General features: G+C 69.2%; 25 protein-coding genes and 1 pseudogene. 8 read left to right on the forward strand and 18 right to left on the reverse strand.

What is annotated here, in order from left to right:
* The 6 genes and pseudogenes from Q4F04_RS00005 to Q4F04_RS00030 all read right to left on the reverse strand — a co-directional run.
* Positions 1-169, reverse strand: a pseudogene (locus Q4F04_RS00005) (ABC transporter ATP-binding protein); the annotation flags it as partial.
* Between the two features lie 57 nt (positions 170-226).
* The gene (locus Q4F04_RS00010; RefSeq protein ID WP_303367791.1) at positions 227-1,510 is read right to left on the reverse strand and encodes an ABC transporter substrate-binding protein; all 1,284 of its coding nucleotides are present in this window, start codon (positions 1,508-1,510) and stop codon (positions 227-229) included.
* 52 nt (positions 1,511-1,562) lie between these two features.
* Positions 1,563-2,639, reverse strand: coding sequence for a branched-chain amino acid ABC transporter permease (locus Q4F04_RS00015; protein ID WP_303367792.1), 1,077 nt, complete (start codon positions 2,637-2,639; stop codon positions 1,563-1,565).
* Between the two features lie 152 nt (positions 2,640-2,791).
* Positions 2,792-3,778 carry a branched-chain amino acid ABC transporter permease gene (locus Q4F04_RS00020; RefSeq protein ID WP_303367908.1) on the reverse strand — a complete coding sequence of 329 codons (987 nt, stop codon included), beginning with the start codon at positions 3,776-3,778 and terminating at the stop codon, positions 2,792-2,794.
* Between the two features lie 81 nt (positions 3,779-3,859).
* Positions 3,860-4,618: an ABC transporter ATP-binding protein gene (locus Q4F04_RS00025; protein ID WP_303367909.1), complete on the reverse strand. Its 759-nt coding sequence runs from the start codon at positions 4,616-4,618 to the stop codon at positions 3,860-3,862.
* A 110-nt stretch (positions 4,619-4,728) separates the two neighbouring features.
* Positions 4,729-6,702 (reverse strand): long-chain fatty acid--CoA ligase, encoded by a 1,974-nt coding sequence (locus tag Q4F04_RS00030; protein WP_303367793.1) that lies wholly within the window; start codon positions 6,700-6,702, stop codon positions 4,729-4,731.
* A 153-nt stretch (positions 6,703-6,855) separates the two neighbouring features.
* On the opposite strand from Q4F04_RS00030, the gene Q4F04_RS00035 reads away from it, so the two are divergent.
* Positions 6,856-8,748, forward strand: coding sequence for a PAS-domain containing protein (locus Q4F04_RS00035; protein WP_303367794.1), 1,893 nt, complete (start codon positions 6,856-6,858; stop codon positions 8,746-8,748).
* Positions 8,738-9,448, forward strand: a complete 711-nt coding sequence (locus Q4F04_RS00040) for a response regulator transcription factor (protein WP_303367795.1) — start codon at positions 8,738-8,740, stop codon at positions 9,446-9,448. Before Q4F04_RS00035 ends, Q4F04_RS00040 begins: the two co-directional genes overlap by 11 nt.
* A gap of 130 nt (positions 9,449-9,578) precedes the next feature.
* On the opposite strand, the gene Q4F04_RS00045 is transcribed toward Q4F04_RS00040, so the two are convergent.
* Complete coding sequence (locus Q4F04_RS00045) at positions 9,579-10,943, reverse strand: RsmB/NOP family class I SAM-dependent RNA methyltransferase (protein ID WP_303367796.1); 1,365 nt, start codon at positions 10,941-10,943, stop codon at positions 9,579-9,581.
* Positions 10,944-11,149: 206 nt separating this feature from the next.
* Between Q4F04_RS00045 and Q4F04_RS00050 the strand changes: the two genes are divergently transcribed.
* The gene (locus Q4F04_RS00050; protein ID WP_303367797.1) at positions 11,150-11,362 is read left to right on the forward strand and encodes a DUF1674 domain-containing protein; all 213 of its coding nucleotides are present in this window, start codon (positions 11,150-11,152) and stop codon (positions 11,360-11,362) included.
* Between the two features lie 2 nt (positions 11,363-11,364).
* Here Q4F04_RS00050 and Q4F04_RS00055 read toward each other — a convergent pair whose 3' ends face one another.
* A complete protein-coding gene (locus Q4F04_RS00055; RefSeq protein WP_303367798.1) occupies positions 11,365-12,660 on the reverse strand; it encodes a D-amino acid dehydrogenase in 1,296 nt (431 codons plus the stop codon).
* A 206-nt stretch (positions 12,661-12,866) separates the two neighbouring features.
* On the reverse strand, positions 12,867-13,682 hold the full coding sequence (dapB, locus tag Q4F04_RS00060; RefSeq protein WP_303367799.1) for a 4-hydroxy-tetrahydrodipicolinate reductase: 816 nt from the start codon (positions 13,680-13,682) through the stop codon (positions 12,867-12,869).
* A gap of 69 nt (positions 13,683-13,751) precedes the next feature.
* Here dapB and rbfA point away from each other — a divergent pair, with 69 nt between their 5' ends.
* From rbfA to truB, 3 genes are read left to right on the forward strand one after another with little or no spacing between them, the layout of a single operon-like run.
* Entirely contained in the window at positions 13,752-14,213 is a 462-nt protein-coding gene (gene rbfA, locus Q4F04_RS00065; protein ID WP_303367800.1) for a 30S ribosome-binding factor RbfA, read from the forward strand.
* 43 nt (positions 14,214-14,256) lie between these two features.
* Positions 14,257-14,958 carry a phosphodiester glycosidase family protein gene (locus Q4F04_RS00070; RefSeq protein WP_303367910.1) on the forward strand — a complete coding sequence of 234 codons (702 nt, stop codon included), beginning with the start codon at positions 14,257-14,259 and terminating at the stop codon, positions 14,956-14,958.
* A 2-nt stretch (positions 14,959-14,960) separates the two neighbouring features.
* Positions 14,961-15,854, forward strand: coding sequence for a tRNA pseudouridine(55) synthase TruB (gene truB, locus Q4F04_RS00075; protein WP_303367801.1), 894 nt, complete (start codon positions 14,961-14,963; stop codon positions 15,852-15,854).
* 128 nt (positions 15,855-15,982) lie between these two features.
* Here the strand turns inward: truB and Q4F04_RS00080 are convergent, their stop codons facing one another.
* The 3 genes from Q4F04_RS00080 to Q4F04_RS00090 form a co-directional block, all read right to left on the reverse strand.
* The gene (locus Q4F04_RS00080; protein WP_303367802.1) at positions 15,983-17,299 is read right to left on the reverse strand and encodes an MFS transporter; all 1,317 of its coding nucleotides are present in this window, start codon (positions 17,297-17,299) and stop codon (positions 15,983-15,985) included.
* A gap of 87 nt (positions 17,300-17,386) precedes the next feature.
* Complete coding sequence (locus tag Q4F04_RS00085) at positions 17,387-17,686, reverse strand: HU family DNA-binding protein (RefSeq protein ID WP_303367803.1); 300 nt, start codon at positions 17,684-17,686, stop codon at positions 17,387-17,389.
* 173 nt (positions 17,687-17,859) lie between these two features.
* On the reverse strand, positions 17,860-19,341 hold the full coding sequence (locus tag Q4F04_RS00090; RefSeq protein ID WP_303367804.1) for an AMP nucleosidase: 1,482 nt from the start codon (positions 19,339-19,341) through the stop codon (positions 17,860-17,862).
* An 81-nt stretch (positions 19,342-19,422) separates the two neighbouring features.
* Here Q4F04_RS00090 and Q4F04_RS00095 point away from each other — a divergent pair, with 81 nt between their 5' ends.
* Both Q4F04_RS00095 and Q4F04_RS00100 read left to right on the forward strand, forming a co-directional pair.
* Positions 19,423-20,412: an LLM class flavin-dependent oxidoreductase gene (locus tag Q4F04_RS00095; RefSeq protein ID WP_303367911.1), complete on the forward strand. Its 990-nt coding sequence runs from the start codon at positions 19,423-19,425 to the stop codon at positions 20,410-20,412.
* Positions 20,409-21,275, forward strand: coding sequence for an SDR family oxidoreductase (locus Q4F04_RS00100; protein ID WP_303367805.1), 867 nt, complete (start codon positions 20,409-20,411; stop codon positions 21,273-21,275). Before Q4F04_RS00095 ends, Q4F04_RS00100 begins: the two co-directional genes overlap by 4 nt.
* On the opposite strand, the gene Q4F04_RS00105 is transcribed toward Q4F04_RS00100, so the two are convergent.
* The 6 genes from Q4F04_RS00105 to Q4F04_RS00130 all read right to left on the reverse strand — a co-directional run bounded on the left by Q4F04_RS00105 (position 21,265) and on the right by Q4F04_RS00130 (position 26,703).
* Positions 21,265-21,873: a COG3650 family protein gene (locus Q4F04_RS00105; protein WP_303367806.1), complete on the reverse strand. Its 609-nt coding sequence runs from the start codon at positions 21,871-21,873 to the stop codon at positions 21,265-21,267. The genes Q4F04_RS00100 and Q4F04_RS00105 overlap by 11 nt on opposite strands.
* Before the next feature lie 18 nt (positions 21,874-21,891).
* Positions 21,892-22,605, reverse strand: coding sequence for a VIT family protein (locus tag Q4F04_RS00110; RefSeq protein WP_303367807.1), 714 nt, complete (start codon positions 22,603-22,605; stop codon positions 21,892-21,894).
* A 111-nt stretch (positions 22,606-22,716) separates the two neighbouring features.
* Positions 22,717-24,639: a 1-deoxy-D-xylulose-5-phosphate synthase gene (gene dxs, locus Q4F04_RS00115; RefSeq protein WP_303367808.1), complete on the reverse strand. Its 1,923-nt coding sequence runs from the start codon at positions 24,637-24,639 to the stop codon at positions 22,717-22,719.
* Between the two features lie 47 nt (positions 24,640-24,686).
* Entirely contained in the window at positions 24,687-25,550 is an 864-nt protein-coding gene (locus Q4F04_RS00120) for a polyprenyl synthetase family protein (RefSeq protein WP_303367809.1), read from the reverse strand.
* Positions 25,551-25,552: 2 nt separating this feature from the next.
* On the reverse strand, positions 25,553-25,795 hold the full coding sequence (locus Q4F04_RS00125) for an exodeoxyribonuclease VII small subunit (protein WP_303367810.1): 243 nt from the start codon (positions 25,793-25,795) through the stop codon (positions 25,553-25,555).
* Positions 25,792-26,703: a histone deacetylase family protein gene (locus Q4F04_RS00130; RefSeq protein ID WP_303367811.1), complete on the reverse strand. Its 912-nt coding sequence runs from the start codon at positions 26,701-26,703 to the stop codon at positions 25,792-25,794. Before Q4F04_RS00130 ends, Q4F04_RS00125 begins: the two co-directional genes overlap by 4 nt.
* Between the last annotated feature and the right edge of the window lie 162 nt (positions 26,704-26,865).

A 26,865-nucleotide genomic window follows, 5' to 3' on the forward strand; every position in this document is an offset into this window, starting at 1 on the left:
CGCCGTTTCCGCCCAGCAGCGCCGTGATCGAGCCCTTGGGGACCGACAGGCTGACGCCCTTCAGGACAAGGATGACGTGGTTGTAAATGACCTCGATGTTGTTGACCTCAAGCAGCGCCTCGCCCGCGAGGGCGGGGGTCACGGGTGCGGTGGCAACGGCGTCCAGCATGGGCTCGGGTTCCTTGGGGATGATGCCCCGGCGGCAAGGACCGCCGGGGCGATGGCGTCAGTTGCAGCGCGGCTGGATGCTGTTCTCGGCCGCGAAGGCCTGGGCATCGGCCGTGATCAGCGGCTGCAGCACCTCCTCGTCCGGCTGGATGAAGTCGGTGATCAGCTTCCACTGCTTGGCCGAGGCGTCCCACTGCTGGATCATCCCCATGCCCGCGCCGCCGTGGTTCTGGCAGGATAGCTGGAAGGGCTGGCCGAAGCCGGGCAGGCCCAGTTCCGCCATCCGCGCCTCGGTGATCTCCAGCGCCTCAAGTCCGTCGCGCATCTGCGCGGCAGTGATCTCGGCCGTCCCGGCCAGTTCCTGCGCCTTGCGGATGCCCTCGGCGACCACCAGCGCGGCATACATGCCGCGCGAATACATGGCCTTGCCGACATGGGCGCCGCCGCCCGAGGCCTTGCCCGTGTCCAGCACATGGGTCTTGAGGTCGTCGTAGAAGGGATAGTCCATCCCCACCCCGTTGAAGGTCGCCGACTTGTAGCCGTTGGCGGCGGCGCCCGCGGGTTCCACGTCCACCTCGCCCCCGGCCCACCAGATGCCGACCATGTTCTCCATCGGATAGCGGATGTTGGCGGCCTCCTGGATCGCCGCCTGGTTCATCACGCCCCAGCCATACAGGATCACATGGTCCGGCTTTTCGCGGCGGATCTGCAGCCACTGCGACTTCTGCTCCTGCCCCGGGGGATCGACGGGGATCTGGGTCAGGGTGAAGCCGTGCTTCTTCGACAGTTCCTCCAGCGTGCGGATCGGCTCCTTCCCGAAGGCCGAGTTGTGATACACCAGCGCGATGGTCTTGCCGTTCAGGTCGCCGCCGTTCACGTCCAGCAGGTGCTTGACGATGACCGAGGCGCCATCCCAGTAGTTCGCCGGCGGGTTGAAGACCCACTGGAACACGCTGCCGTCCTTGGCCGAGGTGCGCCCGTAGCCCGGCGTCACCATCGGGATGCCGTCCGCCGCGACCTTGGGGATCAACTGGTAGGTGATGCCGGTCGAGAAGGGGTTGTAGACCAGCGCATTGTTGCCCTTGGTCGATTCATAGCACTCGACCCCCTTCTCGGTGTTGTAGGCGGTCTCGCATTCCGGCGTCAGGACGCGCTGGCCGCCGATGCCGCCGTCGCGCTCGTTCAGCAGGGTGAAATAGTCGTTGAAGCCGTCGGCATACTGGTTGCCGTTCGCGCCGTAAGGGCCGGTGCGGTAGCTCAGGTTCGGCACGGTCAGATCGGCCATGGCGGGCGCGGCGGCCATCATGGCGGCAGCAACGGCGGCAGCGAAGCGAAGTTTCATCAGGTTCCTCCCAGAAGGTTCAGTGTTGCGCCGGGTTAAGGCCCGGTTCGGGTTAATGCGGGAACGGCCAGAGCCGCAGCTTTTCCTTGGTCAGCCGCCAAAGCTGGGCAAGGCCATGCGGCTCGACAATCAGGAAGAAGACGATCAGCGCGCCCACGATCATCAGTTCGATATGGGCGGCAAGGTCCGTGGGCCAGCCGAAGGCGCCCACCAGCACGTTTTTCAGGAAGACCGGCAGGACCACCAGGAAGGCCGCGCCGGCGAAGCTGCCGAAGATCGAACCCAGGCCGCCGATGATGACCATGAACAGCACGAGGAAGGACTTGGTGATCCCGAAGGTCTCGCTGGCCTCGGCCGCGCCGAGATAGATCGAGAACAGCAGCGCGCCTGCGACGCCGATGAAGAAGGACGAGACGGCGAAGGCGCTCATCTTGGCGGTCAGGGGGTTCACCCCGATGATCTCGGCCGCGATGTCCATGTCGCGGATCGCCATCCACTTGCGCCCCGCCGTGCCGCGCGTCAGGTTCCGCGCCACCCAGGCCAGCCCCACCGCGAAGACGAGGCAGACAAGGTATTTCGCCGAGGCCGAGGTCGCCGGGCCGCTGATGACATAGCCCAGGAAGGTGCGTTCCGGCGCGGTGATCTGTCCCGAGGCCGAGTAGTTGTAGAACCACGGCACCTTGTTGAAGAGCCAGACAAGGAAGAACTGCGCGGCCAGCGTCGCAACGGCAAGGTAGAAGCCCTTGATCCGCAGGGACGGCAGGCCGAAGAACACGCCCACAGCGGCGGTGATCCCGCCTGCGAGCAGGATGTGGATCAGCAGGCTGATCTCGGGGAAGGCGGTCGTCAGCTTGTAGGTCGCATAGGCGCCCACCGCCATGAAGCCCCCGGTCCCGAGGCTCACCTGACCGCCGAAGCCCACGAGGATGTTCAGCCCCAGCGCCGCGATGGCGTAGATCAGGAAGGGCACGAGCACCGCGTTGGCCCAGTAGTCGGTGATGACAAAGGGGATCACCCCGAAGGCCACCGCCAGCGTGACCCAGTAGCCCATCCGGTCGAGCTTCAGCGGAAAGGTCTGGCTGTCGTCCCGGTAGCTGGTCTTGAAGTCGCCGGCTTCACGATAAAGCATCGGTCAGTCCTTTCGTCACGGTCGCACCGGGGGTTTTCCACCCCCACTCGGGCCTGCCGGCCCCTGCCTCGCTGAAAACAGTCCACTGGACTGTTTTCCGGGCGCTCGGCAGCCCCGAGGATATTTTCACGAAGAAGATGGAGCAGGGGGCGTCACACACGCTCGATGATCCGTTCGCCGAACAGGCCCTGCGGGCGGAAGACGAGGAAGATCAGCGCCAGCACATAGGCGAACCAGCTTTCCGTCGCGCCGCCGACCAGGGGGCCGATGTAGAACTCGAACAGCTTCTCGCCCACGCCGATGATGAGGCCGCCGACGATGGCGCCGGGGATCGAGGTGAAGCCGCCCAGCATCAGCACCGGCAGGGCCTTGAGCGCAATGAGCGAGAGCGAGAACTGCACCCCCGACTTGGTGCCCCACATGATCCCCGCGACCAGCGCCACGAAGCCCGCGATCGACCAGACCATCACCCAGATGAAGCGCAGCGAGATGCCGACCGACAGCGCCGCCTGGTGGTCGTCCGCGACCGCCCGCATGGCGCGGCCCTGCTTGGTGTACTGGCTGAAGGCCACCAGCGCCGCAACCAGCAGCGCCGCGATGATCGTGGCCCAGATGTCCAGCCGGTCGATGAAGAAGCCGTAGCCCGTCAGCGCCGCCGTCCATGCCTCGGCCGTGTCGGAAATCCCTTGCGGCAGCCCCACGTCCAGCGTCTTGACGTCGGCGCCCCACATGATGTCGCCGAGCCCTTCGAGGAAATAGGCCAGCCCGATCGTCGCCATGAACATGATGATCGGCTCCTGCCCGACGAGATGCTTGAGCACCAAGGTCTCGATCAGGATGGCGAGGCCCACCATCACCAGCGCCGTCAGCAGGATCGCCAGCAGCGAGGGCACCGTCCAGCCGAAGGAGGACAGGTGCGTGCCCGTCATCGCGTTGATGAGATGGGCGAAGGGGATCTGTCCCTGCTGGATGCCGACCAGCGTAAGGGCGGCGAACAGCGCCAGCACCCCCTGTGCGTAGTTGAAGACGCCCGAGGCCTTGAAGATCAGGACGAAGCCCAGCGCCACCAGCGAGTACATGACCCCGGCCATGAGGCCGTTCACCAGGACCTCGGAGGCGTAGAGAAGCTGTTCCATCAGCAGGCCCTCCGGGCGCGGTTGCGTCTGCATGGGTTGTGCATCGACCGTGCATTAGTTGTGCATGGTGTGTGCGGCGCGTTTTCAGTCATGGGCCACCCCCAGGTAGGCGTCGATGACTTCCTGGTTGTTGCGGACCTCGTCGGGGGTGCCGTCCCCGATCTTGCGGCCGTAGTCCATGACCACCACCCGGTCGGAGAGGTCCATGACCACGCCCATGTCATGCTCGATCAGCGCGATGGTGGTGCCGAACTCGTCGTTCACGTCGAGGATGAAGCGGCTCATGTCCTCCTTCTCCTCGACGTTCATGCCGGCCATCGGCTCGTCCAGCATCAGGAGCTTCGGTTCCGCCGCCAGCGCGCGGGCGAGTTCGACCCGCTTCTTCAGGCCATAGGGCAGCCGCCCGACCGGAGTCTTGCGGATGTTCTGAATCTCAAGGAAATCAATGATCTTCTCGACCTGGCTGCGGTGGCGGGTTTCCTCGGCCTCGGCGCGGCCCCACCAGAGCGCCTGTTCCAGCAGCGACGATTTCATCATCGTCAGCCGCCCGGTCATGATGTTGTCCAGGACCGACATCCCGTCGAAAAGGGCGATGTTCTGGAAGGTCCGCGCCAGCCCCTGCCGCGCCACCTGATAGGGTCGCATCTGCGGACGGCGCGCGCCCTTGAACCAGACCTCGCCTTCCTGCGGGACGTAGAAGCCCGACATGACGTTCATCATCGAGGACTTGCCGGCGCCGTTCGGGCCGATGATGGCGCGGATCTCGCCCTCGCGGATGTCGAAGCTGATGTCCTTGATCGCCGTCACCCCGCCGAAGCGCAGGGTGATGCGGCGCAGGTCCATCAGCACGCCGCCGATCCTGCGGCCATCGGCGGTGATGTAGCCCTCGGCGCTGGGCACGGGCGCGGCGGGGGGCGGCGCGAGTTCGGACAGGATCGTCGGGGAGGTCGGGCTCATTCGGCGGCCATCCTCTGCGCGGGCGTGGGGGTGGTGCGGACGTCCTCGATCCGCAGCGTGGCTTTCAGCTTGCCCTTGCGGCCGTCCTCATAGGTGACCTCGGTCTCGGTATAGACCGAGCTGCGCCCGTCATAGAGCGCGGCGATCAGGTCGGCGTATTTCTCGGCGATCACGCCGCGCTTGACCTTGCGGGTGCGGGTCATTTCGCCATCGTCGGCGTCCAGTTCCTTGTGCAGGATCAGGAAGCGGTGGATCTGGCAGCCCGACAGCATCGGGTCCTGCGCGACCGAGGCGTTCACTTCCTCGACGTGCCTGCGGATCGTCTCGTAGACCTGCGGGTGCCCGGCAAGTTCCTGGTAGCTCGCATAGGCGATGTTGTTGCGTTCCGCCCAGTTGCCGACTGCCGTCAGGTCGATGTTGATGAAGGCGGTGCAATAGTCGCGCCCGTTCCCCAGCACCACGGCCTCGAGGATGTTCGGGTAGAACTTGAGCTTGTTTTCCACATACTTGGGCGCGAACAGCGAGCCGTCGGCCATCCGCCCCACGTCCTTGGCCCGGTCGATGATCCGCAGGTGGCCCGAGCCTTGCTCGAAGAAGCCCGCGTCGCCGGTGGCCACCCAGCCCTCGCGGTCCTTGGTCGAGGCGGTGGATTCGGGATTCTGGTAATATTCCACGAAGGTGCCGGGCGAGCGGTAGAAGACCTCGCCGTTGTCGGCGATCTTCAGTTCCACGCCGGGCGAGGGCACGCCCACGGTGTCGGCCCGCACCTGCCCGTCCGGCTGCTGGGTGATGAAGACCGTGGCCTCGGTCTGGCCGTAGAGCTGCTTGAGGTTGATCCCCAGCGAGCGGTAGAAATCGAAGATTTCCGGCCCGATCGCCTCGCCCGCCGTATAGCCCACCCGGATGCGCGAATAGCCCAGCGTGTTCTTGAGCGGGCCGTAGACCAGCAGGTTCCCCAGCCCATAGCGCAGCCGGTCCAGCGTGCCGACAGGCCGCCCATCCGTCAGGGCCGTGCCGACGCGGCGGGCCAGCCGCATGTAATGGTCGAACAGCCACTTCTTGATCCGGCCCGCGTCCTCCATGCGGATCATGACGCTGGTCAGCTGCCCCTCGAAGACGCGGGGGGGCGCGAAGAAATAGGTCGGCCCGATCTCGCGCAGGTCGGTCATCATCGTATGCGGCCCTTCGGGGCAGTTCACGCAGAAGCCGGTCCAGTAGGCTTGGCCTATCGAGAAGATGAAGTCCCCGACCCAGGCCATCGGCAGATAGGCCAGCACCTCCTCGGAGGCCTTCAGCCCGTCGAACTCGGACGAATTGCGCGCCGTCTCGATCACGTTGCGGTTGGACAGCACCACGCCCTTGGGCTTGCCGGTGGTCCCCGAGGTATACAGCATCACGCAGGTGCTGTCGTAGTCCAGTTCCGCGATGCGGGCGTCCAGTTCGGCGCTGAAGCGCTGATGCGCCACGCGTCCTTCGGCCTGCACATCGTCAAGCCAGTTCATGCGGGAATGGTCGTATTTCCGCATGCCCCGCTTGTCGGTGTAGATGATCTGCTCGACCGTATGGGCCTCGCCCTCGGCCTCGATCACCTTGTCCACCTGCTCCTGGTCGCCGCAGACGACGAAGCGGGCGTGGGAATGGCCCAGCACATAGGCCATCTCGGAGGCGACCGCGTCCTGATACAGAGGCACGGGAATCGCGCCGCACATCTGCGCGGCCACCATCGACCAGTAATGCGCGGGACGGTTTCGGCCGATGATCGCCACATGGTCGCCGCGGTTCAGCCCCAGCGCAAGGAAGCCCATGGCAAGGGCGCGGATCTCCTCCTGCGCCTCGGCCCAGGTCCAGCATTGCCAGATGCCGAATTCCTTTTCCCGATAGGCGGGCCGGTTGCCCAGCGATGCGGCATTCCGCGCCAACAGCGCAGGAATCGACCGCAGGCTCGCGTCGGCGGCTGCGACTGGCTTCATCCTCACTCCCCCGCGGCGATGGCCGCTGCCGGCGGAACCCCTCTTGCCGCCTGCCCGTCCTGTCTGGCCCGCGAATCTTGCCCGAGTTTTTCCCGATCCTTACGAATTGTTACCGGCTTCCGCGAAGAGAGATCCGGTGCTAGCCATGGACGGATGACGCCGCCGGACAGCCACGACGAACTGACGCAATCCGGGCTGAACCTGATTCAGCAGGCAATTTCCATCTTCGACGCCGATCTGCGGCTGGCGCTGTCGAACCGGCAATACCAGCGGATGTTCGACCTGCCCGACCGCCTGGTCCAGCCCGGCGCGGGGTTTCAGGATACCATCGCCTATCTCGTCGCCCGCGGCGAATACGGGGGCCAGGCCGACTCCGAGGCGGCCGTGCGGATGCGCGTCGATCAGGCCCGCACCTTCCAGCCCCACTATCTGGAACGTACCCGCCCCGATGGCCGCACCGTTTCTGTCGAGGGCGCGCCGCTCGCGCAGGGCGGCTGGATCGCCGTCTACACCGACATCACCGACATCAAGCGCACCGAATCGCTGCTGCGGGCGCGGTCCGAGGAACTGTCGGGCCAGCTTCTCAGCCATGCCGAGCGGCTGTCGGCCGCGAACCGCCAGCTTGCCGCGACGAACGCCGCGCTGGAAGAAGCCAAGCGGGTCCTGACCGAGGCCGAGGCCCGCACCCGGCAGGTCACGGCGATGGTCCCGGCCCATATCGCCCATGTGGATGCGGAAGGGCGCTACACCTTTTCCAACCAGCAGCTCGGCGCGGTCTTCCCCGGCGCCGCCCGCGACATCGTCGGCTGCACGGCGGCCGAGGTGCTGGGCGAGACCTTCGAGCGCATCCGCCCCGCGCTCGACCGGGCGCTTGCGGGCGAGCCGCAGGTGATCGAGGTCACGCACGCCGAATCGGGCCGCCGCATCCGCGTGGCCCTGACCCCTGATCCCCAAGGCGCGGGCGCCTATGTCCTGTCCACCGACGTCACCGCCGAGGTGAACACGCGCGAGGCCCTGACCCATGCCGCGCGGCGCGAGTTGGCGGCGCAGATGACCTCGGGCCTCGCGCATGACTTCGGCAACCTGCTGACGATCATCCTCGGGCTGCAGGGGCGGCTGGCGCGGCTGGCCCTGCCGGCCGAGGCGGCGGCGGACGTGGCGGGAACGCTGGCCGCCGCCCGCCGCGGCGCGGCGCTTCTGGACCGGATCGCCACGATCACCGGGCCGCGCCGGCTGACCCCCGAGCCGGTGGACCTGCCCGCCCTGCTGGACCAGCTTGCGGCCATGGCGCGGCCGTCGCTGGGGCGGGGGGTGACGCTGGAACTGGACTGCGAGCTGCCCGAAGGGGCGGTGCTGCTGGACCCCGGCTCGCTGCAGGATTCGCTGCTGAACCTGATCCTGAACGCCCGGGACGCGATCTCGGGCACCGGCGTAGGGTCGGGCAGCACCCATGGCGCGATCCGCCTGTCCGCCCGCGTCCGCGGCCGCTGGCTGGAACTGACCGTCACCGACAGCGGCCCCGGCTTTGCGCCCGAGGCGCTGGGCCGCGCGACCGAGCCCTTCTTCACCACCAAGCCCGGCCAGGGCTCCGGCCTCGGCCTGCCGATGGTCTATGACCAGACCAAGCTGGCGGGCGGGACGCTGCGGTTGGACAATGCGCCGAGCGGCGGCGCGCGCGTGCGGCTGCGCCTGCCCTTCCAGCGGGTCGCCCGGCGGCTGGTCCTGCTGGTGGACGACGACGACCTGATCCGCGAAACCCTGCGCGAGATGCTGACCGGCATGGGCCAGCAGGTGATCGAGGCCGGCTCGCTCTCCGAGGCGCGGTCGCTGGCCGACCTGCCCGGCCTGTCGGTGATCCTGTCGGACCTGCAGTTGGGCGACGGCTCGGGCGCGGACCTCGGCGCGCTGGGCCCGCCGCTGATCCTGATGACTGCGCGGCCCCCCGACGACCCCGAGCGGCAGGGGCTGTCCCATCCCGTGCTGACCAAGCCCTTCGACGCCGCGTCGCTGAACGCCCTTTTCGCAGGCCTGCCCGATGACAAGTGACCCGCCGCTGATCGCCATCCTCGACGACGAGCCCGACATCCGCCGCCTGCTGGCCGACGCGCTGGAGGAGGCGGGCTTCCGCACCGCCAGTTTCGGCCGCGCGACCGAGTTCGAGGCCGCCCTGCGCCGGATGACCCCCGACGCCTGCCTGATCGACCTCGGGCTGCCCGACCGTGACGGGCTGGCGCTGGTCCACCGGCTGGCGACTCAATCGGGCGCGGCGATCATCATCATCTCGGGCCGCGCGCAGGTGCAGGACCGGGTGACGGGGGTGGCGCTTGGCGCGGACTACTTGGTGATCACGCCCTCCGACCCGGCCGTGGTGGTAGCCCGCATCCGCGCCCGCCTGCGCAAGCCCGCGCGTGAGGCGGCGCGGAGCGGCCAGACTGCCCGCTTTTCGGGCTGGAGCGCGGATTTCGACCGCTACCTGCTGACCGGCCCCGACGGGGTGGAAACGCCGCTGAGCCACGCCGAGGCCGAGATGCTGCGAATGTTCCTTGACAGCCCGCGCCGGCTGATCAGCCGGACGCAGATGCTGGAGTCGCTGGGCGGGACAGCGGGCGACAGCTTCGACCGGGCGATGGACGTGCGGATCTCGCGCCTGCGGACCAAGCTGGGCGAGGACCCCAAGAACCCGCGCCTGATCAAGACGATCTACGGGGCGGGGTATATTTTTCTGTCCGAGGTCGGGTGGAGTTGACCGGCGCTGCCTTGGCGTCACCACCGGAGCGGGGGTTTTCCACCCCCGCACCCCCGGAGGATATTTAGGCAAAAGAGAAAGATATCGTGGTGGCTCCGTGGAGGCCAGCAAGCGAAGTCTGCCGCAACGGTCAGGGTGCGATCAGCCGCACGATGAAGAACCCGTCCAGGCCGCCAAGGTCCGGCCAATGGTCGGGGCGGGTGCGGATGGCCCCCGCCTCGGTGATCCAGTCCGCATCCCATTGCGCAGGATGCGGCGGCTCGACCCGCAGTCCCGGATGGCGGGCCAGCGCCGCGTCCAGTTGCGCCTCGCCCTCGGCCGGGTGCAGCGAGCAGACCGCATAGACCAGCCGCCCGCCGGGCTTGAGCAGCGAAAGCGCATGGTCGATCAGCCGTGCTTGCAGCCGCACGAGATCAGGAATCATCGCCCCGTCGCGGATCAGCGGCAGTTCGGGGTGGCGGCGGATCGTGCCCGTGGCGGAACAGGGCGCGTCCAGCAGCACCGCATCCAGCGGCGCAGGCGGCCGCCAGTCCAGCGCGTCGGCGGCCACGATGTCGGCGGGAAGCCCGACGCGGACGAGGTTCTCGGCCACGCGCGCCAGCCGTTGCGGCGACAGGTCGATGGCGGTGACGCGCGCACCCGCCGCCGCAAGCTGCATCGTCTTGCCGCCCGGCGCGGCGCATAAGTCGGCAATCGTTTCGCCTGCCTGCGGCGCAAGCAGCCGCACCGGCAGGGCGGCGGCGGCGTCCTGCACCCACCAGTGGCCCTCGGCATAACCCGGCAGCGCCGTGACCTGCGTTCCGCCGGGCAGGCGATGGCTGCCGGTCGGCAGCACCTCTCCGGGCGTGGGTCCGTGCGGAGTCAGGTCCAAGGGCGGGCCCCGCTCATGCGCGGCCTCGATGGCCAGCGCCGCGGCCTCGCCCCAGCGCGCGGCGACAGGGCTGCGCAGCCAGTCCGGCAAGCGCGGCGGGGACGCCGCATCCCAGACCGCCTGCCCCTCGGCCGCCCGGCGCAGGACGGCGTTGACCATCCCCGCCGCCGCCTTGGCCTTGGGCCCGCCCGCCCGCGCCAGCGCCACGGCAGCGTTGACGGCGCCATGCGGGGCCTCGCCCTCGCCCAGCATCTCGGTCACGGCCAACTGCAACAGGTCCAGGGTTTCGGGACGCGGGCGGCGGGCCAGCAGCGGCGCCAGCACCGCCTCGGTCCGGCTGCGATGACGCAGGGTGGCAGCGGCGAGCCTGCGCGCACGGGCGCGTTCGGGCGGAGACAGGTCGTGCAAGGACCCCTCGGCCTCGGCCAGCGTCGCGCCCTCGCGCACCGCCGCCAGAAGCCGCAGCGCCCCGGAGCGCGCCGGATGAGGACCAGCCGTGCGCTCGGGACGCGCGGTCTCTCCGGCGGATTGTCCCCGCTTGCCGGGCCGCCCGCCCTCCTTGCCCGGCCGCTTTCGTGCGACCTTTGCCCCGGACGACGCCTTGGTTCTTTCTTCTTTGTCCAAATATCCCGGGGGGTGGTCGGGGGTGTGGCCCCGGTCACGCGAAGGCGGCGGGGGCGGCGCCCCCTGCGGCGTTTCGGCCGGAACCGGCCTCTGCTTTCGGACAGGCCGCGCCTCGGGGCCGGGTTTCGGCTGCTCGTCTCGCTTGTCCATCGTCCCCGCGGTCCCTAGGTGAAGGACAGCACTAGCCAATCCGCGCGGGGTTATCCATGACCGAGCCTGCCGATCCCTCCGTCCCGCCCGAGGACCGCCCCGACTGGGCGCATCTGCCGCCAGAAGCCCGCCGCGCGCTGGCCGAGGCCGGGGAGCGCCGCCGCAACGCCGCGCCGCTGGATCTGCCGCCGGAACTGGGCGGCCGCGACGGGCCGGAACCGGTCCGCTACGGCGATTACGAACGCAAGGGCCTCGCGGTCGATTTCTGACCTCAGGCCGCTTGCGGGGTGCCCACCGGAACCCGCGGCTTGCGGCGCTGGTAGCGGGCGTAGCCAAGATCGTCGCTCTTGATCTCGGGGGTGCGGCCGCTGATCAGGTCGGCCAGAACCCGGCCCGAGCCGGCGGCCATGGTCCAGCCCAGCGTCCCGTGGCCGGTGTTCAGCCACAGGTTGCCGATGGGGCTTGCACCGACGATGGGCGTCCCGTCGGGTGTCATCGGCCGCAGCCCGGTCCAGAAGCTCGCCCGGTCCAGATCGCCCGCGCCGCCGAACAACTCGCCCACCGATTTCGCCAGCGTCGCCCGCCTCCGCGGCGACAGCGACAGGTCGAAGCCCGCGAGTTCCGCCAGGCCCCCGACACGGATGCGGTCGCCGAGGCGGGTGATGGCGACCTTGTAGGTTTCATCCATGACGGTGGAAACGGGCGCGCGGGCCTCGTCCACGATGGGCAGGGTCAGCGAATAGCCCTTGACCGGATGCACCGGCAGCTTCACCCCGAAAGGCGCGACCAGCGCGGGCGAATAGCTGCCCAGCGCCACCACGAAGCCGTCCGCCACCAGTCGCCCGGCCGAGGTCCGAACCGCCGTGATGCGAGAGGACGACCCCTCCAGCCCGTGGATGGCCGTGCCGTAAAGGAACCGCACCCCCTCGGCCTCAGCCAGCGCCGCGAGCGTCTGGGTGAAGACATGGCAGTCGCCGGTCTCGTCATTCGGCAGCCGCAGCCCGCCCGCGAGCAGGTGGCGCGAGAAGGCCAGCCCCGGCTCAGCCGCCACGCAGCCCTCGGCATCCAGCATCTCGAAGGGAACGCCATCGGCGCGCAGGACCTCGATGTCCTTCTGCACGGCCTTGACCTGATAGGCGTCGCGGAAGACCTGCAGCGTGCCGCGCGTGCGTTCGTCGTAACGGATGCCGGTTTCAGAGCGCAGGGCGCCGAGGCAGTCGCGGGAATAGTTGGCGATCCGCATCATCCTCGACTTGTTCACCGCATAGGCGTCGGCGGTGCAGTTCCGCAGCATCTTCGCCATCCAGCCCGCCCGCGCCGGGTCGGCGGATGCGTGCAGGACCAGCGGCGCGTGGCGCTGGAACATCCAGCGCAGCGCCTTCTGCGGGATGCCCGGCGCGGCCCAGGGAGTCGAATAGCCGGGCGAGATCTCGCCCGCATTGGCGAAGGAGGTTTCCATGGCTGCCGCGGGCTGGCGGTCAACGACCGTGACCTGATGGCCTGCGCGAGCCAGATACCACGCGCTCGTCACCCCGATGACGCCGGCGCCCAGAACGACGATCTTCATACTTCGACCTTCCCCAAACGACATTTGCGGAAGGATCATGCGGATCGGCGGAAATGTGCTGCCGATCTTTGGTCGCCCGCGCGCGGTTGCCACAAGGATACTCGGCTTGATGCAGAAAATTTGTGGGAATCTTGCGCTGCGTCGCAGCACTCCGCGAAATCATTCGGTCTGGCAGCTGTCTCGCCGGACGATGTCCCGGCCGTGACTTAAAGCCCCAACACGTCGGCCATGTCGTATTCGCCCGGACCCTTGTCCTGACCCCACAGCGCCGCCCGCAGCGCGCCGCGGGCGAAGATCGCGCGGTCGGTCGCCATGTGGCGCAGGACCACCCGCTCGCCTGGCGCGGCGAAGATCACGTCATGCTCGCCTACGATGTCGCCCCCGCGGATCGCCGAGAAACCGATGCTGCCAGGGTGCCGCGCGCCCGTGATCCCCTCGCGCGCGGGCACCCGCAGGTCGTCCAGTGTCGCGCCGCGCCCCTCGGCCGCGGCATCGCCCAGCATCAAGGCGGTGCCCGAAGGCGCATCGACCTTGTGGCGGTGGTGGGCCTCGACGATCTCGATGTCCCAGTCCTCGCCCAGCGCCGCCGCGACGCGCCGGGTCAGGCCGACCAGCAGGTTGACGCCGAGGCTCATGTTGCCCGCGCGGATGATCGGGGCATGTCGCGCGGCAGCCCTGATGCGGCGCAGGTCATCCTCGGACAGCCCCGTGGTGCCGATCACATGGACCGCCCGCGCCTGTGCGGCCAGTTCCGCGTAACCCACGGTCGCCGCGGGGGACGTGAAGTCCAGCAGCCCCTGCGCCTGCGCGATGGCCGCCACCGCGTCGTCGGTCACGGTCACGCCCAAGGCCGCCCCGCCCATCGCGGTGCCGAGGTCCTGCCCGACCCACGCATGCCCCTCACGTTCCAAGGCCCCCGCCAACCGGCAGTCGGGCGACTCCAGCACCGCCTGAGCCAGCATCCGTCCCATCCGGCCGGATACGCCCGCGACCACGATCCCCGGTTTGCTCTGCGCGTCCATCGCGTCCCCCTGCTGCCCCCGGCGGTCTAGCCCGTTGCGGGGCGGCCCGCGACCCCCTAGATGGGGCGCATGGCTTCCAATCGCTTCAACCATGGTCCCGGCCCGTCGCAGCGCCAGTTGCGGGTGGGCGAGCTGATCCGCCGCACGCTGTCGGACGTGCTGCTGCGCGGGGACGTGCATGACCCCGACCTGAACCGGCATTCCATCACGGTGGGCGAGGTGCGGACCTCGCCCGACCTCAAGGTGGCGACGGCCTATGTCCTGCCGCTGGGCGGCCACGGCGCCGAGGAGGCGCTGGCCGCGCTGCGCCGCAACACGCGCGAGCTGCGCCACCTGGTCGCCAAGGACATGACGCTGAAATATGCGCCCGACCTGCGCTTTGTCCTGGACGAGACCTTCGACCGCATGGACGACACCCGCCGCCTGTTCGCAGATGAGCGGGTGCGCCGCGATGTCGAGGGCGACGAGGACTGGGACGAGGGCGCGGAGCTTGCCCGCGACGCAGGAACCGACGCGGACGATGATCGCTAGGCTCAAGCGCCGGCTCGGGCTGGCGGTCGGCGCGCTGGTGGCGATGACGCTGCCCGCCATGGCCGACATCTGCGAGACGCGCGCGTTCGAGGGCACGCGCTATTCCCTCTGCACCGTGACCGCCGACCGGCAGGACGGGCTGCGGTTGTGGCTGAACGCCCCGGACGGGCGACCGCTGGGCGATTTCAACGCCGTGCGCGGGACGCTGACGCCCGGCGAGGTGCTGGGCTTCGCCATGAACGCGGGGATGTATCATCCCGATTACGCGCCGGTCGGGCTATTCCGATCCGATACCGAGGAAGCCGGGCGCATCGTCACTGCTGGCGGAGACGGGAACTTCGGCCTGCTGCCGAACGGAGTCTTCTGCGTCGGGGCAAAAGCGCCTTTCCAGGTGATCGAAAGCCGCCGATTTGCAAAGGTCCAGCCGCAATGCCGGCTGGCGACGCAATCCGGCCCGCTGCTGGTCATCGACGGGGAACTGCACCCGCGTTTCCTGCCCCACAGCGACAGCCGCTATATCCGCAACGGCGTCGGCGTCTCACGCGACATGCGGACGGCGTGGTTCGCGATCTCGGATGCGCCGGTGACATTCCACCAGTTCGCCCGCTTCTTCCGGGACGAGCTTGGGGCGCGCAATGCGCTGTATTTCGACGGCTCGATCAGCCGGCTTTACGCGCCCGGTATCCGCCGCGCCGACTGGGGCCGCCGGATGGGGCCGATCATCGGTTATGTGGGCGGGTCCTGAGGATGGCGCGGAAGAAGGGACGGGACGTTTCGGGCTGGCTGCTGATCGACAAGCCCGCGGGGATCGGCTCGACCGACGTGGTGGGGCGGGTGCGCTGGGCGCTGGACGCGAAGAAGGCGGGGCACGCGGGCACGCTCGACCCCGATGCGACGGGGCTGCTGGCGGTGGCGCTGGGTGAGGCCACGAAGACCGTCCCCTACCTGACCGAGGCGCTGAAGGCCTATGACTTCACGGTGACCTGGGGGGCCGAGACCTCGACCGACGACGCCTCGGGCGAGGTGCTGCGCCGGTCCGACACCCGGCCCTCGGCCGAGGCCATCCAGGCCGCCCTGCCCGCCTTCCGCGGCGAGATCCTGCAGGTTCCCCCCGCCGTCTCGGCCGTCAAGGTGGACGGCGCCCGCGCCTATGACCTCGCGCGCGAAGGCGAGGCGTTCACGCTGGCCGCCCGCCCGCTGTGGGTCGAGGAACTGACGCTGACGGCGGCACACGAGGACCGGGCCGACCTGCATCTGGTCTGCGGCAAGGGCGGCTATGTCCGCGCCATCGCCCGCGACCTTGGCCGGGCGCTGGGCTGCCTCGGCCATGTGCAATCCCTGCGCCGGGTGTGGTCAGGCCCTTTCGACGTGGCGGATGCGATCCCCTTCGACCGGGTGGACCGCGCGGCGCAGGCGGAACTCGACGCAGCGCTACGGCCGGTCCAGACGGCGCTGGACCTGCCCGAGATGCGGGCGACCGACCAGGGCGCGGCGCGGCTGGGGAACGGCAATCCGGGACAGGTGCTGGGCATGGCGGATTACGGGACCGAGGTCTGGGTCAGCCACAAAGGCCGCGCCATCGCCATCGGGCGCTACATAGGCGGAGAGGTCCACCCCTCGCGCGTCTTCGTCCAGCCATGATTGGCGAAGCCGTGCCCGCTTCGTTGTCGCAATGGGTATTTGAACCAGAAAGAAATCCACTGATCCCCTGAGGCGAGCAGGCTTCTTTCCGGCCCGAATACCCGTGCAGCCGTGACGCAGGCACCGCGTCAGGCGATCGAGGCGCCGCGCGTTTCTCGCCCGATGCCGAAGGACAGCACCGCCGCAAGCACCAGCAGCGCCGCGAAAAGCCCGATCATCGCGTTGAAGTCGCGCGTCGCCAGCGCCGCCATCAGCGAGGGTGCGGCCAGTCCGCCCAGCCGGGCGACCGCCCCGGCCGTGCCCATGCCGGTGGCCCGCAGGTTGGTCGGATAGATCTCGGGCGTCAGGGCATAAAGCGCCCCCCAGGTGCCCAGCAGCGCGAAGCTCATCAGCATCAGCGCGCCCGCGACGAGCGCGCCGTTCGAGGCGGTGACGAAAAGCAGGCAACCCAATGCAGACAGGACAAGGAAGATCCGCAGCGTCCTCTGCCTCCCCCAGTTTTCCACGCCCCAAGCGGCCAGCGCATATCCCGGCAGTTGCGCCAGCGCGAGGATCACGAGGAAGCCGTAGCCCCGGACGAAGCCGAAGCCTTCGGTCGCAAGCTTGCCCGGCAGCCAGACGAAGACGCCATAGTAGCTGAGCGAGACGAGGAACCACACTGCCAGCACCGCAACGGTCGTCCGCGCCAGCCCCTTGGCGAAGATCCCCCGCGCAGGTGCAGGGGCGGCGGGCGGCAGGACCAGCCTTGCCTTTGGCGCAAGCGCGGGCGCGCCGTTCGCCAGGCGGATGCGGTTGACGATGGCGCGGGCCTCGGGCTCTCGGTTGCGGCGAAGAAGATACATGGGCGATTCCGGCACCCAGAGGCGCAGGAAGATGCCGATGCAGGCGGGCAGGGCTGCGACGAGATAGATCAGCTTCCAAGGCGTGGCGATGGCGTAGCTGGCGGCGAACCATGCGGTCAGCGCGACGACCAGCGTGCCCAGCGCCCAGAATCCTTCCAGCCAGACCAGCCAGCGGCCCCGGTTCTTCGGCGGCAGGAACTCGGCCATCATCGCGTAATCGACAGGCAGGGTCCCGCCCACGGCCATGCCGGTCAGGAAGCGAAAGGCCAGCAGCCATTGGAAGTCGGCCGAGAAGACCGAGGCCAGCCCGAAGACCGCGTCGCAGGCCACCGTCACGATCAGCACGTTGCGCCGCCCGATCCGGTCGGCGAGCCGCCCGAACAGCGCCGCGCCGACGAACATCCCCAGGAAGAACAGCGTCCCGCTTTGCAGCGCGGTCGCCATGTCCAGCCCGAAACTTGCCGCGATCGAGGGCGCGGCGAAGCCGACCGCCACCACCTGCATGGCGTCGGCCGCCCAGACCAACCCGAAGATCCCCAGCAGCCGGCGCTGGAAGCGTCCGGCGCCTGCCTGGGCCAGCGCCTCATCGACGGTGACGTTCATGCCTATTCCCCCCGGCTGCATCTTCCCTTGCAAAAAGGGGCCGCGCCCGCGCGCGACCCCCTTTGTCTTTGGCAAGCCTGCGCAGGCTCAGGCGTTGACGCTGTCCTTCAGCGACTTGGCGATGGTGACCTTGACCACCTTGTCGGCAGGCTTGGTCATCATTTCCTGCGTCTGCGGGTTGCGGACCTGGCGTTCCGGGCGGGCGCGGCAGGCGACCTTGCCGATGCCGGGCAGCGTCAGCGCGCCGCCCTCGGCGACGGTGCGGGCGACCAGCGCGCCCAGCGCGTCCAGCGCGGCGCCGGCGGTCTTCTTGTCGCTGCCCATCTCATCGGCCAGTGCAGCCACCAGCTGCGTCTTGGTCATGGGCTTGGCGGGTGCTGTGGCCATGGGGTCCTGTCTCCTCGTGTGTCGCGCGCGTCAGGCGGGCATTTCCGGCGCCAGTTGATCTGGCATGGGCCCTGCTACAGCCGGTTTTTCCCCGCGTTTCAAGCCCTTTTCAGGGTTCCCCCGACGTCGGAGCCGCCAAACCACCAAAAAAGGCAGCCCCTCGCCGGATCAGGTCACAGGAAGGCGGTCTCGTGGAAGGACCGCAGCTTGCGGGAATGCAGCCGCTCGACCGGGGTGGCGCGCAGCTTCTCCATCGCGCGGATGCCGATCAGCAGGTGGCTGGCGACCTGCGTGCGGTAGAAATCGGTCGCCATGCCGGGCAGCTTAAGCTCTCCGTGCAGGGGTTTGTCCGACACGCAGAGAAGCGTGCCGTAGGGCACCCGGAAGCGGAAGCCGTTGGCGGCGATGGTGGCGCTTTCCATGTCCAGCGCGATCGCGCGGCTGAGGCTGAGGCGGTGGACCGGGGTGTCGCGCAATTCCCAGTTGCGGTTGTCGATGGTGGCGACGGTGCCCGTCCGCATGATCCGCTTGAGTTCAAAGCCTTCCAGCTCGGTGATCTCGGCCACGGCCTGTTCCAAGGCGACCTGAACCTCGGCCAGCGTCGGCAGGGGCACCCAGACCGGCAGGTCCTCGTCCAGCACATGGTCCAGCCGCAGATAGGCATGGGCCAGCACATAATCCCCCAGCCGCTGGCTGTTCCTCAGCCCCGCGCAATGGCCGACCATCAGCCAGGCATGGGGGCGCAGCACGGCGATGTGGTCCGTGGCGGTCTTGGCGTTGGAGGGGCCGACGCCGATGTTGACCAGCGTGATCCCCTGCCCGTCCGGCCGCTTGAGATGATAGGCCGGCATCTGCGGCGCCTTGGCGACGGGAACCGAGGCATCGTCGGGACGCTCGATCATGTTGTTTCCGGGACCGACGAAGGCGGTGTAGCCCGAATCCGGGTCGGCCAAAGCCTTGCGGGCGAAGGCTTCGAACTCGTCCACGTAGAACTGGTAGTTGGTGAACAGAACGAAGCTCTGGAAGTGATCCGGGGCGGTGGCGGTATAATGCGACAGCCGCGCCAGCGAGTAATCCACCCGCTGCGCCGTGAAGGGGGCGAGGTGGCGGGTGCCGTCGGGCTGTTCCTCGGCGATCCCGTTCACGATGTCGTCGTTGACCGTCACCAGGTCCGGCACGTCGAAGATGTCACGCAGGGAATAGTCCAGCACCCCTTCCTGCGGGACGTTCAGGTCGCTTTGCGTGGCGACCGCGAAATGGACGGGGATGGGCGTGTCGCTTTCGCCGACGGCGACGGGAACCTCGTGGTTGCGGATCAGAAGGCCGATCTGCTGGGTCAGGTAGTCGCGAAACAGGTCCGGCCGGGTGATCGTCGCCGCATAGGTGCCGGGCAGCGTGACATGGCCGAAGGCCAGCCGGGAATCGCCCTGCTGGTGGCTTGATGTCGTCAGCCGGATCTCGGGATAGAAGGCGCGGAACCTTGCCGTCGGCTGATGGCTTGAACGCAGCGTGCCGAGGAAGCGGTCCAGCAGCCAGCCCGTCGCGCGGTCGTAAAGCTCGATCAGGCGGGCGACGGCGGCATGGGGATCGTCGAAATATTCGCGCTCGACCGGATCGGGGGTTTCGACCGGCAGCAGGCGGGACAACTGGTCCATGGGCAGGCTCCTTTGGCCCCCCGAGAGTGTCAGCGGGCCGTGGCACTGGCAAGACGGCGGCGGCGGCCCTATCTCGGGGGCATGGACATCTCTATTCTCGATCTCGCGCCGGTGCCCGAGGGCTCGGACGCAAAGGCCGCCATCGCCGCCAGCGTGCGGCTGGCGAAAGCCGCCGAGGCGCAGGGCTACAAGCGCTTCTGGCTGGCCGAGCACCACAACATGCCCGGCATCGCCAGCGCCGCGACGGCGGTGCTGATCGGGCATATCGCCGATCATACCGAAACCATCCGCGTGGGCGCGGGCGGCATCATGCTGCCGAACCACGCACCCTTGGCGGTGGCCGAGGCCTTCGGGACGCTGGCCACCATCCACGGGCCGCGGATCGACCTCGGCCTTGGCCGCGCGCCCGGCGGCGACGGGGCGGTGATGCACGCGCTGCGGCGGGGCCAGTCGCGCAACGAGGATTTCCCGAACGACGTGGTGGAACTGCTGCACTATCTCAGCCCAGAGCGGCCGGGTGTGGCGGTGGCCGCCCATCCCGGCCAGGGGACCAACGTGCCGGTCTGGATTCTCGGCTCGTCGCTTTACGGGGCCAGCCTCGCGGCGGCGCTGGGCCTGCCCTATGCCTTCGCCTCGCATTTCGCGCCCGACGCGCTGGATGACGCGGTGGCGCTTTATCGCGACCGCTTCCAGCCGGGGCCGTGGGGGGACAAGCCGCGCTTCATGCTGGCCGCGAACCTGATCGCGGCGGATACGGACGAGGAGGCGCGCAGGCTGCGGACAAGTTCGCAGATCCAGTTCTTCCGGCTTCGGACCGGCAATCCGGGCCTGCTGCCCGCGCCGGTGGATGACCTTGATGCGGTCGTGCCCGCGCAATACCAGTCGATGGTGGACCGGGTGCTGAGTGTCAGCGCCGTGGGTGCCGCCGACACGGTCAGGACGCAGATCGACGCGATGGTGGCCCGCTACAAGCCCGACGAGCTGATCCTGACCGGCAACATCTGGGACCCGGCGGCGCGCGAAAAATCCTTCGCCATCGGCGCCGAGGTCCTGGGACTGGCCCGCGCATGACCCTGCGTCTGGTGGTGCTGGGCCACGGCTATTCGGCCGGTTTCCTGACCCGGAGGCTGCTGCCCGAAGGCTGGACCGTCACCGGCACCACTCGCGACGATCCCGCCCGAGTCGCAGCCACAGGCGCCACGCCCCTGCGCTGGCCCGGTCAGGAAGGCGCGATCCGGGACGCCATCGCCCGCGCCGACGCGATCCTTGTCAGCGCCGGGCCGGATGCGGGCGAATGTCCGGCGCTCCGCGACTTCGGCCCGGCCATCGCGGCAAGCCCGGCACGCTGGCTCGGCTATCTCTCGACCACCGGAGTCTATGGCGACCGGCAGGGGGACTGGGTGGAGGAGGACTCGGAACTTGCCCCCTCGACCCGTCGGGGCCGCGACCGCATGGCGGCGGAGGCCGGGTGGCAGGCGCTCGCCGCGGCCCACGGCCTGCCGCTGCACATCTTCCGCCTCGCCGGCATCTACGGGCCCGGACGCGGCCCCTTCGAGAAGGTCCGCAACGGCACCGCCCGGCGCATCATCAAGCCGGGACAGGTGTTTTCCCGCATCCATGCCGAGGACATCGCGCAGACGCTCGCGGCCTCAATCGCCCGGCCCGATCCGGGTGCGGTCTACAACCTCTGCGACGACGACCCCGCCCCGCCCGAGGACGTGCTGGAACACGCCGCGAAACTGCTGGGCCTGCCCCCGCCGCCCGCCGAGGACTTCGCCACGGCCGAGATGACGCCGATGGCCCGCAGCTTCTATGCCGAAAGCAAGCGGGTCTCGAATGCGCGGATCAAGCGCGATCTCGGCATCCGCCTGATCCACCCGGATTATCGCAGCGGGCTGGCCGCGATCCTGGCGGAAGAATCCGTCAGGGCGTGATCCGGCAGCAGCCGTTCTCCATCCGCGTGGCCTGTCCCGCCCCCTCGAACAGCAGCGTGGCCGACAGCCCGAAGGCGCGGTCCGACATGCCGTCGCTGCATTGCGCAGGCGTCAGCACCACCGTCAGCCGGCCCTGCGCATCCCCCGCGATGATGCTGCGCGCGGGCTCGCGCCGGGCGGGGTTGTCCACCACCACGCGCCGCTGCAGCGGGCGCGAGACTTCGGGCGTCTCGTAGACGATGTTGGTCCCGACCTGCCGCAGCGACCAGAAGGGCTCGGTTCCCAGGCAGTTCAGCGTGGCCGGGATCTCGCCCGGCTTCCAGACGTCCGGACGTTCCTTGAGATAGCGCATGTTGACCCAGCCGGATCTCTCGAAGGTGTTGACCCGCGCCCAGCCGGACCGCGTCTCGATCACCTCGACGCCGGTGGCGTCATGCGGCAGTTCGGACAGGATCGAGGACGAGGCGTCGGGCATCGCCCGGATGTTCAGCACGTCGTTCGACCTGACCCCCGTGACGTCGTAAAGCGTGGGCAGCATGGACTGCGCGGCGGCGGGACCGGCCAGCGCAAGCGACAGGGCAAGGACGGCAAGGCGCATCGGGAACCTCGGGGCTTGTCAGACGACGGCCCCGAAAAGATGCCCGATCACGGAAGTCACCGCCATCGCGAATGAACCCCACAACAACACACGCACGAGAGCGGGGCGGAGAGGCGCACCCCCCGCCCATGCCCCCAGCATGCCCAGCGCCGCCAGCGCGGCCAGCGTCACCACCAGCACCACCGGCACGATCAGTCCCACAGGGGTCAGCAGCGCCGCGAGATAGGGGATCGCCCCCGCCACCGTGAAGGTCGCGCCCGAGGCCATCGCCGCCTGCATCGGGTTGGCGGCCAGTTCCTCGGTCAGGCCCAGTTCGTCGCGCATATGAGCGCCCAAGGCGTCATGCTCGGTCAGTTCGCAGGCGACCAGCCGGGCGGTGTCGGAGGCGAGGCCGCGTGATTCGTAGATGAGGATCAGTTCCTCAAGCTCAATGTCGGGCTGGTGGCGCAGGGACTGACGCTCGCGGTGGATGTCGGCGGCCTCGATATCGGCCTGGGAACTGACGCTGACATATTCCCCCGCCGCCATCGACAGCGCCCCGGCCGCCAGCCCAGCGCCCCCCGCGATCATCACGGCCTGCGGATCGCCCGCCGCCACGGCGACGCCCACCACCAGCGAGCCGATCGACACGATCCCGTCATTCGCCCCCAGCACCGCCGCCCGCAGCCAGTTCGAGCGGGTGATGTAATGCGGGTCGTCGGGATGCGCGTCGGGGTGGGTGTTGCGGGTCATGGGGGCTGATTAGAAGCCGTCCGCCTCGGCTTCAACCTCACCCGTTCCTCAACGCCCCGTTGTCCTGGTGAGGAACACGGCGCGGCCTTGTCGCGGGAAGACGCCGGGCCCTCACGCCCTCCGTCCCAGCGCGGCCACACCCAGCACTTCCAGCACCTTGGCCTCGATCTGGGGGGCGTCCATCGCGGCGGCGCGATACATCGCCTCGGGGCTGGCGTGGTCGATGAAGGTATCGGGCAGGACCATGCTGCGGAAGCGGAAGCCCCGGTCGAAGACGCCTTCCTCGGCCAAAAGCTGGGCCACATGGCTGCCGAAGCCGCCGACCGCGCCCTCCTCGATGGTGATCAGCGCCTCGTGCTCGCGCACCAGCCGCAGGATCAGGTCACGGTCGAGCGGCTTGGCGAAGCGGGCGTCGGCCACGGTGGGGGCAAGGCCGCGCGCGGTCAGCGATTCGCGGGCGCGCAGGACCTCGGACAGCCGGGTGCCGAAGGACAGGATCGCCACCCGCGCCCCTTCCGCCACGATGCGGCCGCGGCCGATTTCCAGCGGCTCGGGGCGCTCGGGCATCTCGACGCCGGTGCCCTCGCCGCGCGGGAAGCGGAAGGCCGAGGGGCGGTCGTCGAGGGCCGCGGCGGTGGCGACCATGCGGACCAGTTCCGCCTCGTCGGCGGCGGCCATGACGACGAAGCCGGGCAGGTTCGCCAGGAACCCCACGTCATAGGCCCCGGCATGGGTCGCGCCATCGGCGCCGACCAGCCCGGCGCGGTCGATGGCGAAGCGCACGGGCAGGCGCTGGATCGCCACGTCATGGACCACCTGGTCATAGCCGCGCTGCAGAAAGGTCGAATAGATCGCGCAGAAGGGCCGCATCCCCCCGGCGGCAAGCCCGGCCGAGAAGGTCACGGCGTGCTGTTCCGCGATCCCCACGTCGAAGCAGCGGCGCGGGAAGCGGTCGGCAAACAGGTTCAGCCCGGTGCCGTCCGGCATGGCGGCGGTGATGGCGACAATGCGGTCGTCACGCTCGGCCTGGGCGATCAGGGATTTGGCAAAGACGCTGGTGTAGCTGGGGGCGTTGGACTTGGCCTTGGCCTGCTCGCCCGTGATCACGTCGAACTTGGCGCGGGCATGGCCCCGGTCGGCGGCGTTCTCGGCCGGGGCATAGCCCTTGCCCTTCTTCGTCACCGCATGGATCAGCACCGGCCCGTCAGCCCGCGCCTTGACCGTGCGCAGCAGCGGCAGAAGCTGGTCGAGGTCGTGGCCGTCCACCGGGCCGACATAGGAGAAGCCCAGTTCCTCGAACAGCGTGCCGCCGATGGTGATGCCCTTCAGCATCTCCTTGGCGCGGCGCGCGCCCTCCTGCATCGGCGGCGGCAGCAGGCTGACCGCGCCCTTGGCGGCGGCCTTGAGTTCCTGAAACGGCCCCTGGGTGTAAAGCCGGGTCAGGTAGCTCGACATTGCGCCCGTGGGGGGCGCGATCGACATCTCGTTGTCGTTCAGGATCACGAACAACCGCGTGCCCATGTGGCCCGCGTTGTTCATCGCCTCGAAGGCCATCCCGCCGCTCATCGCGCCGTCGCCGATCACGGCGATGGCGTCGCCCGGATCGCCGCCGAGGTCGCGGGCGGCGGCAAACCCAAGCGCCGCGCTGATCGAGGTCGAGGAATGGCCCGCCCCGAAAGGGTCATGCGGGCTTTCCGACCGCTTGGTAAAGCCCGAAAGCCCTCCTTCCATCCGCAGGGTGCGGATGCGGTCGCGGCGGCCGGTCAGGATCTTGTGGGGATAGCACTGGTGGCCCACATCCCAGACGATCTTGTCGCGCGGGCTGTCCCAGACCGCGTGCAGGGCCACGGTCAGTTCGACCACGCCCAGCCCCGCGCCCAGATGGCCGCCGGTCACGCTGACGGCGCTGATCGTCTCGGCGCGCAGTTCGTCGGCAAGCTGGTGCAGTTGCCGGTCGCTCAGCGCCTTGAGATCGGCGGGCGAGGCGACGCGGTCGAGGATCGGCGTTGCAGGACGCGAGGTCGTGTCGGTCATGGGCTGGCCCCTTCCGGGCGGGCGGACCCCCCCAAGGGCGGTCGGTCTCAGGTTCTGCGGTGGATAACGAAACGCGCCAGTGCCCGCAAGTTTCCGGCCCGGTCGCCATAGGGGTCAAGGGTGGCCTCGGCCCGCGCCACCATCTCGGCGGCCCGCGCGCGCGCTTCCTCAAGCCCCAGCAGCGAGACAAAGGTGGCCTTGCCCGCCGCCTCGTCCTTGCCGGTGCGCTTGCCGGTCTGCTCAGCGCTGGCAGTCACGTCGAGGATGTCGTCGGCAATCTGGAAGGCGAGGCCGAGGTTTTGCGCGTAAGCCTGCAAGGGCGCGGGATCGGCGCCGCCCATGACCGCCCCCGCGGTGGCGGCAAAGCGGATCAGCGCGCCGGTCTTGGCGTGCTGCAAGGCCTCGATGGCGGGCAGGTCCAGCGGAACCCCCGCCGTCTCGGCCGCGATGTCCTGCGCCTGTCCCCAGACCATGCCGCGCGCACCGGACGCCTCGGCCAGCCTTGCCACCAAAGCGATGCGCGCCTCGGCGGGGCCGATCACCGGGTCGGCCAGCATCGCGAAGGCCTGCGTCTGCAGCGCGTCGCCGGCCAGGATCGCCGTCGCCTCGGTCCAGCGGATGTGGCAGGTGGGCTGACCCCGGCGCAGGTCGTCGTCGTCCATCGCGGGCAGGTCGTCATGGACGAGGCTGTAGGCGTGCAGCAGTTCCACCGCCACGGCGACCGGCATGGCGCTCAGGTCCTCAATGCCGAACAGCCGCGCCGATTCCAGCACAAGGAAGGCGCGGATGCGCTTGCCCCCGGTGGCGGCATAGCGCATCGCGTCGGTCAGGTCGCCCGGCGGCAGGTCCGCCAGCGCAGCCTCGATGGCGGCAGCGACGGTGCGCTGCACCTCCTCCAGCCTCTGCTCCATGCTTACAGCCCTTCGACCGGGGCGGTCCCGCTGGGCTCTCCGCTGGCGGCGAGCATGATCTTCTCGACCCGCTCCTCGGCTTGGCGCAAGCGGCGCTCGCAATGGGCGCGCAGCTTGGCGCCGCGTTCGTAAAGGGCGATGGACTGCTCCAGCGTCGCCTCGCCATGTTCCAGCTTGCCGACAACCGATTCGAGTTCCTTCATCGCGTCCTCAAAGGACATCCCGTCGATTTCGGCGTCGGTCATGAGGCGGTTCCTTGAAGCGCGGTGACATGGGCGCGGGCCGACCGGCCCAGCGCGGCCAGATCATAGCCCCCTTCCAGGACCGAGACCACCGGGGCCTGACCCGCCGCATCCACGATCATGCGCGTGATCGCGGCAAAGTCATCGTCCTCCCATTCCAGCGCGGCGAGCGGGTCGGCCGCATGGGCGTCGAAGCCCGCCGAGACGATGACAAGCTGCGGCGCATGGTCCCGCAGCCTGTCGGTGATCTGCCGCCATGCCGCGCGGGCCTGCGCCCCGCCCGAGCCGGGCGGCAGCGGGAGGTTCATCGCCTGCCCGTGCGCGCCGGTCTCACTGGCCCGCCCGGTGCCGGGATAAAGCGGCATCTGGTGGGTCGAGGCGAAGAAGGCGCGGGATTCATTCCACAACAGATCCTGCGTGCCGTTGCCGTGATGCACGTCGAAATCCAGCACCGCCACCCTGTCCAGCCCGTGATGGTCCAGCGCCCGCACGGCGGCGATGGCGGCGGTCCCCAGCAGGCAGAAGCCCATCGCCGTCTCGCGTTCGGCGTGATGCCCCGGCGGGCGCATGGCGACGAAGGCGCGACTGTCCTCTCCGCCCAGCACCGCATCCACCGCAGCGCAGGCCGCGCCCACGGCCCGCATCGCGGCCTCGATGCTGCCCGGCGACAGCCAGGTGTCGGCATCCAGCGCCACCTGCCCCTGCGCCGGGACCGCCGCCTTCAGCCGGGCGAGGTAGCGCTGGGGGTGGCAGCGCAGCACGTCGGCCTCAGCGGCCAGCGGCGCCTCGCGGCGGTCGAGGTTCAGGTCCGCCAGCGCGCCCAGCACCGCCTTGTGGCGGGCGACCTGCTCGGGGTGGCCGGGCGGGGTCACGTGGCGCTCGGATGCGGGATGCGTATAGAGTATCGTCATGCCCCGCAGGCTAAGGGCAACCGCTGCGGAAGCGCAATCGCCAGCATTGCAGTCCAGCGCCGCGCCTGCCGCACCGGTATCCGGACCAGAAAGATGTCACCGGTCCGGAGGGCAAGGAAAAGGGGCTTCTTTCTGGCTCAAATACCCATGCGGCGCTTCAGC

Source organism: Paracoccus sp. (in: a-proteobacteria) (genome assembly GCF_030536915.1).
Lineage (GTDB): Bacteria > Pseudomonadota > Alphaproteobacteria > Rhodobacterales > Rhodobacteraceae > Paracoccus.